The 17,410-nt window shown below is 75.3% G+C and carries 9 protein-coding genes and 1 tRNA gene; all 10 read right to left on the bottom strand.

Going from position 1 to position 17,410, the window contains the following annotated elements; all coding sequences use genetic code 11:
• Positions 1-62 precede the first annotated feature (62 nt).
• The 10 genes from ACFU9E_RS00960 to ACFU9E_RS00915 all read right to left on the bottom strand — a co-directional run bounded on the left by ACFU9E_RS00960 (position 63) and on the right by ACFU9E_RS00915 (position 17,325).
• Complete coding sequence (locus ACFU9E_RS00960) at positions 63-2,600, bottom strand: BTAD domain-containing putative transcriptional regulator (RefSeq protein WP_380682522.1); 2,538 nt, start codon at positions 2,598-2,600, stop codon at positions 63-65.
• 303 nt (positions 2,601-2,903) lie between these two features.
• Positions 2,904-2,977: transfer RNA gene (locus tag ACFU9E_RS00955), tRNA-Thr, on the bottom strand.
• Positions 2,978-3,056: 79 nt separating this feature from the next.
• Positions 3,057-3,719, bottom strand: coding sequence for a leucine efflux protein LeuE (leuE, locus tag ACFU9E_RS00950; protein ID WP_380682521.1), 663 nt, complete (start codon positions 3,717-3,719; stop codon positions 3,057-3,059).
• A gap of 68 nt (positions 3,720-3,787) precedes the next feature.
• Positions 3,788-5,479, bottom strand: coding sequence for an alpha/beta hydrolase (locus tag ACFU9E_RS00945; protein WP_380682520.1), 1,692 nt, complete (start codon positions 5,477-5,479; stop codon positions 3,788-3,790).
• An 82-nt stretch (positions 5,480-5,561) separates the two neighbouring features.
• Complete coding sequence (locus ACFU9E_RS00940) at positions 5,562-6,749, bottom strand: hypothetical protein (RefSeq protein ID WP_380682518.1); 1,188 nt, start codon at positions 6,747-6,749, stop codon at positions 5,562-5,564.
• A gap of 221 nt (positions 6,750-6,970) precedes the next feature.
• Positions 6,971-8,182 (bottom strand): DNA polymerase III subunit delta', encoded by a 1,212-nt coding sequence (locus tag ACFU9E_RS00935; RefSeq protein WP_380682517.1) that lies wholly within the window; start codon positions 8,180-8,182, stop codon positions 6,971-6,973.
• A 103-nt stretch (positions 8,183-8,285) separates the two neighbouring features.
• The gene (gene tmk / locus ACFU9E_RS00930; protein WP_380714694.1) at positions 8,286-11,672 is read right to left on the bottom strand and encodes a dTMP kinase; all 3,387 of its coding nucleotides are present in this window, start codon (positions 11,670-11,672) and stop codon (positions 8,286-8,288) included.
• 227 nt (positions 11,673-11,899) lie between these two features.
• Positions 11,900-14,770, bottom strand: coding sequence for a type I DNA topoisomerase (topA, locus tag ACFU9E_RS00925; RefSeq protein ID WP_380689318.1), 2,871 nt, complete (start codon positions 14,768-14,770; stop codon positions 11,900-11,902).
• Between the two features lie 338 nt (positions 14,771-15,108).
• Positions 15,109-15,570: a DUF3592 domain-containing protein gene (locus tag ACFU9E_RS00920; protein ID WP_380689320.1), complete on the bottom strand. Its 462-nt coding sequence runs from the start codon at positions 15,568-15,570 to the stop codon at positions 15,109-15,111.
• 222 nt (positions 15,571-15,792) lie between these two features.
• On the bottom strand, positions 15,793-17,325 hold the full coding sequence (locus ACFU9E_RS00915) for a methyltransferase (RefSeq protein ID WP_380687714.1): 1,533 nt from the start codon (positions 17,323-17,325) through the stop codon (positions 15,793-15,795).
• Positions 17,326-17,410 lie beyond the last annotated feature (85 nt).

The raw sequence follows: 17,410 nt of genomic DNA, 5'->3' as shown, positions 1-17,410 counted from the left end.
CGGGTTCCTAACGCGCCTCCTGACATTCGTCTAACACTGCAGGTGGAGCCCGGGCTCCGGGGTCATCTGAAGGAGCATTCGGACGTTCGCGGGTGGCTGTGCGCCGTCTCGCGGCAGGGCCAGACGCGTTCGAAGGCGGGCACCGGCTCCTGGCTTCGCGGGTCGGTGCCGAGCGCCGCGACGAACTCGGGTACGGCGAGGGCACGGCCCGCGTCGGCGCCGAAGGTCCCCGCGAGATCCTGGGCGCGGGCGGCGTACCGACGGGCCAGGAACCCCTCGTCCCGCAGGGTGTGCCACAGGGAGAGCCAGACGAGGACGTGGCAGGCCTCGTAGTCCGCGCCCATCCGTTCGAAGTCGACGAGGCACTTCTGGAGCGCCTCCGCGGAGGCCTCCGCGCGCTGGTCGACCATGAGCCGCGCCTGGGCGAACTGTGCGCGGGCGAGCAGGAGTTCGTCGCCGGCCGCGCGGGCGGCGCAGAGGACCGCGCCGTACATCCGCTGGAACTCCAGCGGCGTCGTCACCGACACCAGTTCGGCGAGGCGGTGAGCATCGGTGTACCAGCCGAGCTCGCAGGACCGTTCGACCATGAAGATGGCGATCTGGCGCACCGATTCGTCCCAGGCCAGTGGGTCCGCGGTGAGCCGGTCGATGCACTGCCCCGGGACGACGACGGTCCCGGACGACGCGTCGTCCGCACTCGGTTCGGCCCGGCGTCCCCAGATGATCCGCCGGTGCCGGGTGTGTGCCGCGGATCCGATCTGGAGGAGGGCGTCGAGCAGGCGGCGCAGCGCGGCGCGGCGGTCGTCCGCGGGGTCGGACGCGGCGAGGTCGGACGCGTAGACGTGCAGCAGGTCGTGCATGCGGTAGCAGGGTTCGCCGGTGCGGTCGTGCCCGACGGTCATGATGAGGCTGGCCCCCACGAGTTCCTCGATGAGGGGGTCGGCGTCCTGTTCGTGACCGACGAGGGCGGCGAGGACCCAGTCGGGGAAGGCGGATCCGTCGAGCAGGCCGAGGGCGCGGAAGGCCGAGCGGACCTGTTCCGACAGTCCGGTGTAGCTGAGTTCCATGCTGGCGCGCAGGTGCATGGAGTCGGCCCGCAGTTCGTCCAGCAGGCGCTGGCGGTCGCGCAGGCGGTGGGCGAAGCGGGACAGCGAGGCCTCGGGGCGGGTGGCCGCGCGGGCCCCGGCGATGCGCAGGGCGAGGGGCAGGTGGCCGCAGAGGGCGGCGATCTCCCCCGCCGCGTCGGGCTCCTTCTCCGCCCGGTCGCCCACGAGCGCGGCGAGGAATCGACCGGCCTCGGTTGCCGTGAGCGGAGTCAGGCGTACCTGCAGCGCGCCGGGCAGGCCGGTCAGCACCCGCCGGCTGGTGACGAGTACGGCGCTGTCGGGCCCGCCGGGCAGGAGCGGAAGGACGTCCTCCAGGCTGCCGGCGCCGTCGATGATGAGCAGCACCCTGCGATCGGCGAGCCGGGCGCGGAGGGCGGCGGCGCGGGCGGCCTGTCCTTCCGGAACGCTGTGCGACGCGGTGCCGGTGAGCCGCAGGAGATCGGCGAGGGCGTCGCTGGCCGCGTCGGGGCGCCCTGCGGTGCCGGGCAGGTGGACGTACCACTGACCGTCGGGGAAGCAGGAGCGCATCCGGTGGGCGACGCGGACGGCGAGCGCGCTCTTCCCCACGCCGGGCGGCCCCGAAAGGACGGCCACCGGCACGGCGGTCGTCTCGGTGGCCGACAGCAGGATCTGCTCGATGTCCCGCAGCTCGCGGCCGCGCCCGACGAAGTCCGGCGTGTCGGGCGGCAGTTGGCACTGCGCCACCCAGGCGGGGCCCCGGTTCGCCGCTTCGTGGCCGGGTGCCCCGGTTCCGTGCTCCGTCGGCAGCCCACCCGCCGGCGCCGGGACCGGGTCAGGGGACGACGCGGGGGACGTCCCGAGCGGCGGTACGGTCCGCTGGAGGATCTGGTGGTGCAGCCGGCCGAGTTCGTCGCCCGGCTCCAGACCGAAGCCCTCCCGCAGGATGGTGCGGGCGTGCCGGTAGCAGTCCAGCGCCTCGGCCTGCCGGCTGTCCCGGTAAAGGGCGAGCATCAGCTGTCCCCACAGGCGCTCGCGGGAGGGATGGCGTGCGGTCAGGGCACGCAGCTCGGCGACCAGCCCGGTGTGGTGCCCCATCGCGAGTTCCAGGTCCGTGCGCCGCTCGACCGCCTGCGCCCGTTCCTCGTCCAGCCGGGCCCCCTCGCCGCGCCGGAGGAGGTCGGACGGTACGTCGGCGAGGGCCGGGCCGCTCCACAGCGTCTCGGCCTGGCGCAGCAGCGCGACAGCGTCGGAGGGGTCTCCCCGGCGCTCGGCGGCCTGCGCCTCCCGTACGGTGCGACGGAAGACGAAGACATCGATGTCCGCCGGATCGATGTCGAGCCGGTAGCCCCCGGGCCCGGTCAGGAGGCCGTCGGCCGCCCCCAGGGTCCTGGCCATCTCCTTGCGCAGGCGCATGAGATGGACGTAGAAGGCCTCCTTGGCGGTGGGCGGCGGCACCTCGTCCCACAGGCAGGTCATCAGGTCCGAGGCCGGAACGCTGTTCCCCGCCCGCAGCATGAGCTTGGCCAGGATCACCCTGTGTTTGCCGGCCGTCGGCCGCAGGACCCTCCCCTCGCGGCCCGACAATTCGAGTTGCCCCAGTAACCGCCCCCGCAGCACGGCATCCCCCGCGGTGCTCGCACTCAACTCACGCACCTCCGCATCGAGGTTCATCGTTCATCGCCTGCAGCAGCAACTGTCCGGCATGCCATTTCATGCCGGACACGAACCGTGACCGGCCAATCCCGGCCATGGGCACCTCAGGCACGGCAAGCCCTCTCCCGCTACCGAGAGAACGCGAAAACCCCAGGTCAGAGGAATGACCTGGGGTTCACCTTGAGCCGCCTGCGGGATTCGAACCCGCGACCTACGCATTACGAGTGCGTTGCTCTGGCCAACTGAGCTAAGGCGGCGCCGTTGCAGGAAGTCCTGGCAACGCGGGCCAGTCTACACAGGTTGGCGGGTGATCCGTAACGCGATACCCCGGTGGGGTCAGGCGGAGGAGACGGCAAGCTTGGCGGCGAAGCCGGCGAAGAGGGCGGCGACGCCGCTGGTGAGGCCGGCGGAGAGGCGCTTGCGGCGGCGGAAGGCACTGGCGAGGGAGGTTCCCGCGAAGATCAGCAGCGAGAGGTAGAGGAAGCTGAAGGTCTGCAGGATGCCGCCGAGGAGGGTGAAGGAGAGCACCGGGCGGCCGTAGGAGGGGTCGACGAACTGGGTGAAGAAGGAGAGCAGGAAGAGGATGGCCTTGGGGTTCAGCAGGCTGATCACCAGGGCGCGGCGGAACGGGCGTTCGGCGGACTCGGCGGGGTCGGCGGCGGACTCGGCGGTGGCGGCCCCGGGGTCGGCGCGGTGCTCGCGCCAGAGCTGGCGGGCGGCGCGCAGCATGCCGATGCCTATCCAGAGCAGATAGGCCGCGCCGCCGAACTTCACCACCGCGAAGACGGCCGGGTTGGCCTCCAGGAGGGAGGCGGCGCCGAGTGCGGTCAGGCTGATGAGCGTGAAGTCGCCGACGAAGACGCCGGCGGCGGCGCGGTACCCGGTGCGGACGCCCTTGCGGGCGGCGACGGAGAGCACGTAGAGGGAGTTGGGGCCGGGGAGGAGGACGATGACGAGGGCGCCGAGGACGTACGTCGTCAGGTCGTTGACTCCGAGCACGGTGGGCTCCGGTGGGGGTGGGAGAGCGATGAGGGGGCGCTCATCCTAACGTCGTACCGGCCGCTTCCTCAGGGGCCGCAACGCTTCCCGTTCTCCGGGGCCTCGCCGGCCAGCAGGTAGCGGTTGACCGCTCCGTCGAGGCAGGCGTCGTGACGGCCGTACGCGGTGTGGCCGTCCCCGTCGTACGTCAGCAGCCGCCCGGACTCCAGCTGGCCGGCCAGCGCCCGGGCCCACGCGTACGGGGTGGCCGGGTCCCGGGTGGTGCCGACGACCACGATCGGCGTGGCGCCGGCGGCCCGGACGGTGTGCGGCGCGCCGGTGGCCCGGACCGGCCAGTAGGTGCAGGTCAGCGCCATCCAGGCCATGTCCCGGCCGAACCGCGGCGAGGCCCGCTCGAAGTCCGGCACCGCCCGTGCGGCGTCCTCCGGGCCCGCGAACGGCGCGGGCAGGTCGAGGCAGTTCACCGCCGTGTTGGCGAACATCAGATTGGGGTAGGAGCCGTCCGCCTCCCGCCCGTAGTACGCGTCGGAGAGCTTGAGCAGGCCGGTGCCGTCGCCGGCCCGGGCGTCGGCGAGCGCGGTGCGCAGCCGGGGCCAGAGGAAGTCCGCGTACATGGCCTGGATGACGCCGGTGGTCGCCTGCGCCTCGCTGAGCCGGCGGGCGCCGCCGGTGGTCGGCAGCGGGTGCGCGTCGACCGCCGCGAACAGGGCGGCGAGCTGCTCGCCGGCCTGCTGCTCGGTGCGGCCGAGCGGGCAGTCCTCGCGGGTGGCGCAGTCCCGGGCGAAGGCGGTCCAGGCGGTCTCGAAGCCGCCCGCCTGGGTGCGGTTGCCGGCCAGCGAGTCGAGCGAGGGGTCCATCGCGCCGTCGAGCACCATCCGGCCGGTGCGGCTCGGGAACAGGCCCGCGTAGGTCGCGCCGAGGAACGTGCCGTAGGACTTGCCGACGTAGTTGAGCTGCTCGTCGCCGAGCAGGGCGCGCAGCACGTCGAGGTCGCGCGCCGCCTCGACGGTGCTCAGATGGCCGAGCTGCGGGCCGGACCGTTGCCGGCAGCCCTCGGCGAACTCCTTGGCGGCGGCCACCAGGGCGTCGACCTCGGCCGGGTCGTCGGGGGTGATGTCGACGGCGGTGTACGCGTCCATCCGGTCGCCGCTCAGGCAGGTGACCGGGGAGCTGCGGCCGACCCCGCGCGGGTCCAGGCCGACCAGGTCGTACCGGGCGCGTACGGCGGGGTCGTAGGTGCGGGCCGCGCCCTCGACGTACTCGACGGCCGAGCCGCCGGGGCCGCCGGGGTTGAGCAGCAGCGAGCCGAGCCGGCCACCGGACGCGGAGGACGCGGCGGAGTCGGTGGGGACGGCCGGGGCGCGGACGGCGGCCAGGGTGAGCTCGCCGTCGGCGGGGCGGTCGTAGTCCAGCGGTACCCGGAAGGTGGTGCACTCGTAGCCGTCGTCGCAGGGCTGCCAGGCGAGCCGCTGCCCGTAGTAGGGGACGAGCGCGGACGGCACGGCGGCGGGCAGCGCCTCCAGCGGTGTGACCGGCGGCGGGGCGGACGCGACTGCGGTGGCGGACGCGGAGGAGGCCGCGGAGGGGGCGGCGGAGGGGGCGGCGGTGTCCGAGGGAGCGGCCCCGGGCGTTCCCGCCCCGCCGGCCGAACAGCCGCCCGCGACCAACCCGGCCGCCGCCAGCAGCGCGGCTGCTGCCACCCCTCCCCCGCGCCCGGCGCGCACCCGCGCCGGGCCGTCCTGCCGCCTGTCGGCCCGCATCTGGGATCCCCTCAGCCGTTCACTCCCGGTGGCCCCACTGCCACCCGGGGTACCGGAAGCGTAGTGCCGCGCACCGGCGGGCTCAGGACGCCTTGCCGAGCGCCTCGCCGAGGTACTGCGCCGCCTGCCGGACCAGCCGCAGCCGGATCCGCTCCGCCGAGTAGTCCGTCGCGTTGTCGGAGATCCGCACCTCGGCGCGGGCGGCCGCGCCGGTGCCGCCGCGCAGCGCCGACTGGAGCTTGCGGGCGGCGTCCAGCCCGGCGGTGTCGGCCTTCCCGGCCGCGAGCAGCAGCTTCGGGCTCCCGGTGGCGGGCGCCTCGGCGCCGGCCCGGGCGAGCGCCGCCGCGTCGTACCGGCCGGAGACGGCCGCCGCCGCGCCGTAGAGGTCGGGGCGGGCGAGGCCGGCCGCCGCCGCGCAGGGCGCGCCGTCCTCCACCCCGAGCGCGCCCCAGGCCGCCGGGCCGGGCGGCAGGGTGCGGAAGGTGGCCGCGATGGTGGTGCGCAGCGCGGCGTCGTCGGCGACGGCCATCGGGGCGGCGGCGACCAGCTCACAGGGGTGCCCGGTGCCGTTCGGCGCCTCGGGGGCGACCAGGATGAACGGCTTGGTCCTGGCGCTCTGCACCGCGGAGGCGAGCCCCTCGAAGACGTCCGGGACCTCGGCGTCGGCGGTCTTCCGGGGGGTGGCGGCGTGCATCACGACGACCGGGAAGCGGGCGTTCGGGTCCTTGGCGTACTGGGCGGGCAGCCAGACCCGGACATTGCGCGGGTGGCCGTCCGGGCCGGGGACGGCGGACTGCAGTAGCTCGCCGCCGCCCGGGTGGCCGACGCTGTCGAAGCGGCTGACGACCGACACCGGGGACGGCGTCGGCAGGGCCGGAGCGGGGGCGGGCGCCGAGGCAGGGTCGGCGGCGCCCGCGGCCTCGATCGGCGGAGCGGCCTGCCGGCCCCCGCCCGGACCGGCGACCCCGGCCTCCGGGCCGTCGAAGCGGTCGGCGAACGGATCGGCCGCGCCGTTCCCGCCCCCGCCCCCGCCCCCGCCCCCGCCCAGCGCACCGAACGTGCCCAGCGCCGTCAGCAGCGTCAACGCGGTGACGCAGACTCCGCAGACCATCGCCCCGGCCGCCCGCAGCAGCATCGGCCGCTGCTCCCCGGCCAGTCCGTACGTCTCGGCGGCCCGTAGGTCGCGCCAGCGCAGCAGGGCGCCGCGCGCCAGCCAGACCCCGCCCCCGGCGGCGGCCAGCAGCGGAATGATCAGAAGCGAACGGACCATGGGACGCACCACCTCGGAGGAGGGCCGGCCGACCGGTCGGGCCCGGCACCGTTACGGGACGCGACGGCCCCGGCGGCGGGGCTCAGTCGGCCCCCAGGGTGCAAGACGATCCGGGGCTCGCACACGCGTATGCCCGGCGCGTAACGCACGTTCACTCGAAGGTGGGACGAAGCACAGGGGCGGCAAGCCGAACCGGGGCGCCCCCGCCCGCCCCGGGCGGTTCAGCCCGCGCGCAGCGCCACGGTCATCGCCTCGACGGCGAGCAGCGGGTCGACGTTGCGGTCCAGCGCCCGCCGGCAGGCGAGCACCGCCTCGATCCGGCGCAGCGTGGACTCCGGCGGGCCGGCCTGGGCGACCCGGTCCAGTGCCTGTCGCTGGTCCTCGTTGGCCAGCGCTCCGGTCGAGCCGAGCTGGAGCGCCAGGACGTCCCGGTAGAAGCCGAGCAGGTCCAGCAGGGCGACGCCGAGGGTCTCCCGGCGGGTCCGGGTGGCCCGGCTCTTCTGCCGCTTCTCCAGTTCCTTGACCGCTCCCGCCATGCCGCGCGGCGCCTTGCTGCCCTCGGCCGCGCCGTAGGCGGCCCTGAGGTCGTCGGTCTCCTTGGCGTCCTGGGTCTCGGCGAGCGCCTCCGCGTCGGCCTTGGCGGTGTCGACCAGGCGCTGGGCGGCGGCCAGGCAGCCACCGATGTCGCCGACCTCCAGCGGGATCCGCAGCACGTCGGTGCGGCGGGTCCGGGCCTGCTCGTCGACGGCCAGCCGGCGCGCGCGATCGACGTCGCCCTGCCCGGCCAGCGCGGCCAGCCGGGCGGTCTGCGGCTCGACGCCGTCACGTCGCACCAGCATGTCGGCGACCGCCTCGGCGGCCGGGGTGCGCAGCACCAGCAGGCGGCAGCGGGAGCGGATGGTCGGCAGCACGTCCTGCACCGAGGGGGCGCAGAGCAGCCAGACGGTGCGCGGGGACGGCTCCTCCACGCCCTTGAGCAGCGCGTTGGCGGCGGCCTCGGTGAGCCGGTGGGCGGCGTCGACCAGGATGACCGACCAGCGGCCGCCGGTGGGGTAGCTGGAGGCGCGCAGCACGAGGTCGCGCATGTCGCCGACGCCGATGGACAGGCCGTCGGTGCGGACGTACTTCACATCGGCGTGGCTGCCCGCGAGGACGGTGTGGCAGCCGTCGCAGAAGCCGCAGCCGGGCGTGCCGCCGAGTGCGAGGTCGGGGCTGGTGCACTGGAGCGCGGCGGCGAAGGCCCGGGCCGCCGTGGTCTGACCGGCTCCGGGCGGGCCGGTGAACAGCCAGGCGTGCGTCATCAGCGAGGCGTTGCCACCCGGCTCCGGCTCGGCGCCGCGGCCGGCGCCGACGATCGCCCCGGCCGCCCGGGCGGCGGCGGTCAGCTGCTCGACCACCCGCTCCTGGCCCACCAGGTCGTCCCAGACGGCCACTACTGCTCCCAAGCTCGCTACGGACTACCGCTCCCGCCGTCGAGCATACGTGGCGGCTACGACGGGTCAGGGCGCCGCGGGAACCCGCCCGGCCGGGGCCCGGTCAGCCCCGGCGGCCCCAGCGGCGGCCCTTGCCCTTGCCGTCGCCCTGACCGCCCTGGCCGCTCTGACCGCCCTGGCCGCTCTGACCGTCCTGGCCCTCGCGACCCGGCCGGCCGCCCTGACGTCCCTGACCGCCGGCGCCGCCCGGACGGGGGCGGTCGTCCTGGTCCCAGCGGGCCCACTCCTCGCGCGAGCCGAGCAGCGTGTCGGTCAGGCTGGGCAGGTCGTCCATCGGAGTCTCCTCCGCCCAGTCCGGACGCGGCCGGGGGTCGGCGGCGGGCCGGTCCTGCTGCGGGTCGATCACCGGAAGCTCGCGGGTGCGCTCCACCGGGCGCTCCTCGGCGCCCGGGCGCCGCTCCCGCGACGGGGCCGGGGTGCCCGGCCCGATCTTCGGCAGCACCGCCGTCCGGTCGGCGTCCTCGGCCGGGATCCTGGGCAGTACGGCCGTCTCGTCGGCCGCCGGGCCGGACGGCACCACCGGCAGCTTCGCCGTGGCGGTGAGGTCCGCCACGCCGGCGCCCCGGCCGCGCACCGGGATCTCCTGCGTCGCGTCCTCGCCGCGCCCGGGCCGCGGATCCGTCGCGCCGGTGTCCTTGACCGCCCGCAGCTCGGTGGTCGCCGCGTCGTCCGGCGCACCCTCGGCACCGGCACCCCCGGCACCCGCACCCGCGGCGCCCGCGCGCTCCGCCGCCTCGGCGGCGGCCGCCGCGGCCGCCGCCAGCGCGGAGGCCTGCGCCAGCCGGGCCTCCTCGGCCCGCTGCAGCGCCTCCTCCGCCCGGCGCCGCTGCTCCTCGCGCGCCAGCTCGCGCTGCCGCTGGAGCTCCGCCTTGGCGGCCGCCTCCTCGGCGAGCCGCTTGCGCTCGGCCTCCTCGGCCGCCCGCCGCGCCTCTTCCTCGGCGCGCCGCTTCGCTTCCTCCTCCGCCCGGCGGCGGGCCTCCTCCTCGGCCTTCTTCCGGGCCTCCTCGGCCGCCTTGCGCGCGGCCTCGGCGGCGGCCCGCTCGGCCTCCTCCTTGGCCAGCCGCTCCTTCTCCGCCTGCTCGGCCCGCAGCTGCGCCAGCACCTCCTGGCGCTTGCGCTCGGCCGCTTCCTCCTCGGCGCGCTTGCGGGCCTCCTCCTCGGCCCGGCGCCGCGCCTCCTCGGCGGCCTTCCGCTCCTGCTCGGCGCGGGCGGCCTTCTCCTGCTCGGAGAGCGGCAGCTCGCGGTCCAGCCGGTGGCGGACCGCGGTCGTGACGACGCCGGGGGCCTGGCTGCCGTCGACGACGAGGTAGCGCGCCGGGTCGGCGGCGGCCAGCGCCAGGAAGCCGGAACGGACCCGCTGGTGGAACTCGGTCGGCTCGGACTCCAGCCGGTCCAGCGCCTCGGTGAAGCGCTCCCGGGCCCGGGTCGGGTCGACGTCGAGGACGACGGTCAGGTCGGGCAGCAGCCCGCCGGTCGCCCAGCGCGAGATCCGGGCGACCTCGGTGGCGGCCAGGTCGCGGCCGGCGCCCTGGTAGGCGATGGACGAGTCCATGTACCGGTCGGTGATGACCACCGCGCCGCGGGCCAGCGCCGGGCGGATCACGTTCTCGACGTGCTCGGCGCGGTCGGCCGCGTAGATGAGGGCCTCGGCGCGGTGCGAGAGGCCGGTGTTGCCGACGTCCAGGACCAGGCCGCGCAGCCGCTGGCCGACCGGGCTGCCGCCGGGCTCGCGGGTCAGCACGACCTCGTGGCCCTTGCCGCGGATCCACTCGGCGAGCGCCTGGGCCTGGGTGGACTTGCCGGCGCCGTCGCCGCCCTCCAGGGCGATGAAGAAGCCGGTGCCCGCCCGGTGCGGGGCCGGTCCGGTGGCGCCGCGCACCGCGTCGACCAGGTCCCGGCCGAACGGCACGGTGCCGCGCCGGTCGTCGGTGCGCAGCAGCACCACCGCGGCCAGCACCAGGGTGAGCAGTCCGGCGGTGGCGACCGCGAGGGCCGCGCCGCCGTGGATGAAGGTGAACGAGCCGGGCTCGACGGTGCCGTACTCGACGTCCCCGTAGGCGGCCGCGATCAGCGGGAGGCCGACCAGCGCACCGCCGACCACGACCCGCAGCACCGCGTACAGGTGCTCGGTGACCTGCGGCAGCCGGACCTCCTCGACCTCCTGGGCGAGCAGGGCGCGGCCGGTGGAGACCGCCACTCCGGCGGCCAGCGCGGCCAGCACGGTGAGCAGCAGGACCAGCACGAAGTCCACCACCAGGCCGGCCAGGATCAGCGCGACGCCCTCGGTGAGCAGGGCGAGCGCGAGCAGCCGGCGGCGGGAGAGCGAGGGCAGGACGGCCCGGGTGATCCGGACGCCGATCGCGGGGACGCCGGCGGCGGCCAGCACCAGCAGGCCGTAGCCGATCGGCCCGGCGCGGTGCTCGACGGCGGTCAGCAGGGCCAGCGCGGCGACGCCGGCCATCGTGGCGTACCCGGCGCAGACCGCGAAGGTGAAGTAGGGGGCGGAACCGGTGCGGCCCTTCGCCAGGGCCGGGCCGGGGGTCGCGTCGACGGGCGCCCGCAGGCCCCGCAGCGGCGAGGCCGGCGGCACCCGGACGGGGCCGCCGGGCAGCTCCTGGAGGTGGACCCGGACGGCCGAGACGGCGAACAGGGCGGCCGCGCCGAGGGCGGCGAAGGTGGTCTGGTGGGCGCGCAGCCAGTCCGAGCCGAGCGCCGCGCCGATGTTGTTGAGCAGGGTGAGCGCGATCAGCGCGGCGGCGCCGAGCGGCACGGTGGCCCAGCCGGTGCGGTGGTCCAGGGTCCGGACGGTGGCCAGGTTGGCGGCGGACGGGCGCCGCTCGGCCGCCGGGGCGTAGGCGTCGGCGGGCGGCAGCAGCGCGGGGACGGCGGCGGCCTTGGCGATCGCCCAGACCCGCTCGGCGGCGCCGGTCAGGAAGACGGTGGCGAGCAGCACCCAGGTCGCGGCGCCGGAGGGCTTCGGGCCGGAGCCCAGCCAGACGATCCACCAGGGCGCGACGCCGATCAGCACGGCGCGCAGCACGTCGGCGCCGAACAGCGTCCAGCCCCGGTCGAGCTTCCCGCTGAGCAGCCCGTGCACGGGGCCGAGCAGCGCGGCGCCGACCAGTCCGGTGGCGGCCAGCCGGGTGGCGAGGACGGCGGCGACGGCGAAGGCGAGGCCGCGCGGCGGGTCGCCGAACGACCCGCCGAGCCCGGCGGCGACCACGGTGAGCACGAGCAGCACCAGCAGGCCGAGCCGGTCGGCGGTGCCGCCGATCAGCTGGGTGGTCCACAGCCGCCGGTAGGGGCGCAGCCGCAGCAGCGCCCGGATCCGCTCGCCGGCGGTCCCGGCGGGCGCGGTCTCCGGCCGGTCGGGCGTGCCGGTACCGGCGGCCGCCGCGGCGCTGGGGGTGGGCTGCTCCTCGCTCGTCATACGGTCAGCGTAGCGGTCGGGGCATGCCGCAAAAGAGGGGAGCGTGGCTCCGGACGGCCGCCGCCACCGGGTTGTGACGATCCGCGCACGACCCTGTCACGCCCGGTCCCGGGCCCGCCGGAGCGGATCGGCGAACGGTTCGGGCCCGCACCGCCGGAGCGGATCGGCGAACGGTTCGGGCCCGCGCCGCCGGGGCGGACGCGGGCCCGGGTGCGACCGAGCGGGGGTCAGCCCTCGTCGGTGGCGGTGGCCTTGCTCGCGGCGGTCTTCTTGGCCGCCGCCGCCTTGGTGGCGGTCTTCTTCGCGGCGGTGGTCTTCTTCGCCGCGGTCTTGGCCGCCGCCGTGGTCTTCTTGGCGGCGGTCTTGGTCGCGGTCTTCTTGGCCGCCGCCTTCTTCGCCGGGGCCTTCTTCGCCGTCTTCTTCACCGGCCCGCGCGCCCGCTTCTCGGCGAGCAGCTCGTAGCCGCGCTCGGGGGTGATGGTCTCGACCGCGTCGTCCTTGCGGAGCGTGGCGTTGGTCTCGCCATCGGTCACGTACGGACCGAACCGGCCGTCCTTGACCACCACCGGGCGCTCGCTGACCGGGTCGGTGCCCAGCTCCTTGAGCGGCGGCGCGGCGGCGGCCCGGCCGCGCTGCTTGGGCTGGGCGTAGATCGCCAGCGCCTCCTCCAGCGTGACCGTGAACAGCTGGTCCTCGTCGGCGAGCGAGCGGGAGTCGGTGCCGCGCTTCAGGTACGGGCCGTAGCGGCCGTTCTGTGCGGTGATCTCCACGCCCTCCTGGTCGAGGCCGACCACGCGCGGCAGCGAGAGCAGCTTGAGCGCGTCCTCCAGCGTGACGGTGTCCAGCGACATCGTCTTGAACAGCGAGGCGGTGCGCGGCTTGACGGCGTTCTTGCCGGTCTTGGGCGTGCCCTCGGGCAGGATCTCGGTGACGTACGGGCCGAACCGGCCCTTCTTGGCGACCAGCTGGTTGCCGCTCACCGGGTCCGGGCCGAGCTCGTAGTCGCCGCTGGGGCTGGCCAGCAGCTCCTCGGCCAGCTCGACGGTCAGCTCGTCCGGCGGCAGCTCGTCCGGGATGTCGGCGCGCTGGCCGGGCTCGCCCTCGACCTCGGAGGCGCGCTCCACGTACGGGCCGTAGCGGCCGACCCGCAGGGTGATGTCGTCGCTGACCCGGAACGAGCTGATCTCCCGGGCGTCGATCGCGCCGAGGTCGGTGACCAGCTCCTTCAGGCCGCCCAGGTGGTCGCCGTCGCCGTTTCCGGCCTCGGCGGCGCCGCCGGCGGCAGCGCCCTCGTCGCCCTCGCCGAAGTAGAAGCGCTTGAGCCACGGCACCGACTGCGCCTCACCGGCCGCGATCCGGTCGAGGTCGTCCTCCATCTTCGCGGTGAAGTCGTAGTCGACCAGCCGGCCGAAGTGCTTCTCCAGCAGGTTGACCACGGCGAAGGAGAGGAACGACGGCACCAGCGCCGTCCCCTTCTTGAAGACGTACCGGCGGCCGATGATGGTGTCGATGATCGAGGCGTAGGTGGAGGGGCGGCCGATCTCCCGGTCCTCCAGCTCCTTGACCAGCGAGGCCTCGGTGTAGCGGGCCGGCGGCTTGGTGGCGTGGCCCTCCGGGGTGAGCTGCTCGGCGGCCAGCGGGTCGCCCTGGGCGACCTGCGGCAGCCGGCGCTCGCGGTCGTCCAGCTCGGCGTTCGGGTCGTCGGCGCCCTCGACGTAGGCCTTGAGGAAGCCGTGGAAGGTGATGATCTTGCCGGAGGCGGAGAACTCGACGTCCCGGCCGTCGGCGGACCGGCCGCCCACCTTGACGGTGACCGACTGGCCGACCGCGTCCTTCATCTGGGAGGCGACGGTGCGCATCCAGATCAGCTCGTAGAGCCGGAAGTCGTCGCCGCTCAGGCCGGTCTCGGCGGGGGTGCGGAAGCGGTCGCCGGACGGGCGGACCGCCTCGTGCGCCTCCTGCGCGTTCTTCACCTTGGAGGCGTAGGTGCGCGGCGCGTCCGGCAGGTAGTCGGCGCCGTACAGCTGGGTGACCTGGGCGCGGGCCGCCGAGACGGCGGTGTCCGACAGCGTGGTGGAGTCGGTGCGCATATAGGTGATGAAGCCGTTCTCGTACAGCTTCTGGGCCACCTGCATGGTCCGCTTGGCGCCGAAGCCCAGCTTGCGGCTGGCCTCCTGCTGCAGCGTGGTGGTGCGGAACGGCGCGTACGGCGAGCGGCGGTAGGGCTTGGACTCGACGCCGCGCACCGAGAACGCGGTCTGCTCCAGGGCGGCGGCCAGCGCGCGGGCGGCCTGCTCGTCCAGGTGCAGGGTGCTGGCGCTGCCCGCCTTGAGCCGGCCGTCCTGGCCGAAGTCGCGGCCGCTGGCGATCCGCTTGCCGTCGACGGCGATCAGCCGGGCGCCGAAGCTCTCCGGGTTGGCCGCGTCGGCCGGGGCGCGGCCGGTGCCGAAGGTGCCGACCAGGTCCCAGTACGAGGCCGAGCGGAACGCCATCCGCTCGCGCTCGCGCTCGACCACCAGCCGGGTCGCGACCGACTGCACGCGGCCGGCCGACAGCTTCGGCATGACCTTCTTCCAGAGCACCGGCGAGACCTCGAAGCCGTACAGGCGGTCGAGGATGCGGCGGGTCTCCTGGGCGTCGACCAGACGCTGGTTCAGCTGGCGCGGGTTGGCCACCGCCTCCTGGATGGCCGACTTGGTGATCTCGTGGAACACCATGCGGTGCACCGGCACCTTGGGCTTGAGCACCTGCTGGAGGTGCCACGCGATGGCCTCGCCCTCGCGGTCCTCATCGGTGGCGAGGAAGAGCTCGTCGGACTCCGCGAGCAGCGACTTCAACTTGCTGACCTGGGACTTCTTGTCCGCGTTGACCACGTAGATCGGTGCGAAGTCGTGGTCCACGTCCACACCGAGACGGCGCACCTCGCCGGTGTACTTGTCCGGGACCTCGGCGGCCGTGCTCGGGAGGTCGCGAATGTGCCCGACGCTCGCCTCGACGATGTAGCCGGGGCCCAGGTAGCCCTTGATCGTCTTCGCCTTGGCCGGCGACTCGACAATGACGAGTCGCTGTCCGTGCGCGGTCTCGCTGCTCGGGGACACCTTCGCTCTTCTCTCCCGGTCGTTACGTGAGCTGGTCGGCGCCGGCTGCACGGGCTGCGCTCCGCCCGACCCCTCCACCGTCCCGGGGCTGCCGCTGTACGACGACCCCACCAGCGGAGTGTGACCGTACCCCGGCCACCCTTGTCAAACGGACGGATCCCGCAATTTCACCGGCAAGGCCGACCGACGCCACTCGAACGGTAACCCGAGGGCGACGCGTCGCGCCCTGCGGAGGGGGGCTTCGGCGGGTTTCGAAGGATGGAATGACGGATTTCGAAATCTGTCAACGGAATATCGGGGCGACCGCCGGGGTCCACGGGACCCCCGGCGCGGGCGGGCTACCCGGCGCTGAGCAGCAGAAGCGCCCCGGCCGCCAGGCAGCCGAGGCCGAGCACCGTCCACAGCAGGTCGGCGAGGACGGTCCGCGGGCCGATCTCCTCCGGCGCGAGCACCGCGCGGGCGGGGCGGCGGGGATCGTAGGCGATCCGGACGGAGGTGCCCGGGACCAGCCGGGCCGGGCGGCGCAGCGGAGTGTGGCCGCGCGGACGGGTCAGCACCAGCTCGCACGCCTCGACGGCCAGGACACCCGGCGCTCCTCCACCGCGCGCTCCGACGGCCGCCGGCTCGGTGGCGAAGGAGAGCAGGGGTGCGCTGTCGAGCGCGCCGTGCACGTCGGTCTCGGCGACCACGGTCGCGACGGCCGGCCGGCCCCGGCGGCGTACTCGGTGGCGCAGGCGCGCTTCGGCGGCGCACCAGAGCAGCAGCGCGCCGCCGAAGAGGACGAACACCGTGCCCCCCACGGCCGCCGTCGTCGTTTCCACCCCAGCCGCCCCCAGCTCTGTCCACAGCCTGTGGACAGAGCCTCACAGTCCAGGGCCAACGAGGGGAAGACGTTCGGCGAACGGCCGACGAACCGGGGGAAGCCGGGAAGTGAACCGGCGACGCCCGGACCGCCTGCGCTAGAACCTCCGGCGGCCCGGGCGTCGCCGGCGCTCGGACCGCCTGGTTCAGGCCGCCGGCGCTCAGACCACCGGCCGGATGAACCCCTGCTCGGTGAGCAGCCGCAGCGACTCCGGCACCCGGTCCCGCAGCACCACCCGGTCCTCGCCCAGCAGCTGGGCGATGGCGTCGACGATCTCGCCCGCCGACAGCGTCCCGTCGCAGACCCCGACGAAGCCGGCGCCCACCGTGTCCACCTTGGTGGCCCGGCGCATGCCGCGGTTGTGACGCAGGATCACGTGCTCCGGGTCCTCCGCCCCCGGCGCGCCCACCTGCTCCTGGACCACCTCGTCGGCCAGCACGTACCGCGCCGCCAGCAGGCCCGCGTCGTCGTGCGTGCGCAGGAAGTCCTGCCGGTCGAACCACTCCTCGATGTGCGGGCCGAGCGGCTGCTCCACCGGGTGCGGCCACTCCTCGACCCGGACGGTCGGCCGCTCGGCGCCGCTCGCCCGCAGGGTGATCCAGCCGAAGCCGATGCCCTCGACCCGGCCGGCCTCGAAGGCGTCCAGCCACTCCCCGTACCGGGCCCGGTAGTCGCCGCCCGGCCCGCGGTGGTCGCCGCCGTCGCGCAGCCATAGTTCGGCGTACTGGGCCACGTCCTGCACCTCGCGCTGGACGATCCAGGCGTCCAGGCCGGTGCCGGCCACCCAGCCGGCCAGCCGGTCGTGCCAGTCCTCGCCCTTGACGTGCTGCCAGTTGGCCAGCAACTGGCAGTAGCCGCCCGGTTCCAGGTGCTCGGCGGCCGAGCGGACCAGGCTGCGGCAGAGGTCGTCGCCGGCCATCCCGCCGTCGCGGTAGGTGAACCGGCCGGCCGGGGAGATCACGAACGGCGGGTTGGAGACGATCAGGTCGAACCGCCGCTCCCCCACCGGCTCGAAGAGGCTGCCGGCAGCGGTCTCCGTGTTGTCGAAACCGGACAGCGCCAGGGTCAGCTCGGTGAAGCGCAGCGCCCGCGCGTTGAGGTCGGTGGCGGTCACCCGCTGGGCGTGCCGGGCGGCGTGCAGCGCCTGCACGCCGGAGCCGGAACCGAGGTCCAGCGCCGAGCGGACCGGCCGGCGCACGGTGATGTTGCCCAGCGTGGTGGACGCGCCGCCCACCCCGAGCACCAGGTCCTTGCGGGCCACGCCGTGCGCGGTCTCGCCGGAGCCGATCCCGCCCGCGCCGCCGACCGCGCAGCCGAGGTCGGAGACCACCCAGGCGTCCGAACCCGGCAGCCCGGCGACCTCGTTGGCGTACGGGCGGACGTCCACGGTGGCGCGCACCAGCTCGCCGTCCGGGCGCAGCCAGCCGTCGGCCAGGCAGTCCTCCACCGGCAGCGCGGCGGCGGCCGCCTTGTACGGCACGGGCTGCTGCAGCAGAAAGAGCCGCACCAGCGTCTCCAGCGGGCTGCCGCCACGGGTCGCGCGCAGCGCGGGCACGGCCTCGCTGCGGGCCAGCGCCGCGTACCCGGTGGGCCCGAGCAGGTCCAGGCAGCCGTCGGCGGTGTACGAGGCGGCGAGCAGCGCCTCGCGCAGCTTGGCGAGGCGGGTCGGGTCGAGAGCGGGGCTACTGATCACCCCGCCATTGTCCCCCGCGCGGCCCCCGCACCCGTCCTTCCCGCCTTCGCCGAGGCCCTCGCGGAGGCGCCGGCCGAGGCATTCG

The sequence above is a fragment of the Kitasatospora sp. NPDC057595 genome (assembly GCF_042800875.1).
Lineage (GTDB): Bacteria > Actinomycetota > Actinomycetes > Streptomycetales > Streptomycetaceae > Kitasatospora.
The sequence above is the reverse complement of the archived record's forward strand: the minus strand, read 5'-3'. Positions and strand labels throughout refer to the sequence as shown.

Coding starts and splice junctions, on each gene's coding strand:
- ACFU9E_RS00940 (WP_380682518.1), bottom strand. CDS start 6,749: ATGGTCCGTTCGCTTCTGATCATTCCGCTGCTGGCCGCCGCCGGGGGC.
- ACFU9E_RS00945 (WP_380682520.1), bottom strand. CDS start 5,479: ATGCGGGCCGACAGGCGGCAGGACGGCCCGGCGCGGGTGCGCGCCGGG.
- tmk (WP_380714694.1), bottom strand. CDS start 11,672: ATGACGAGCGAGGAGCAGCCCACCCCCAGCGCCGCGGCGGCCGCCGGT.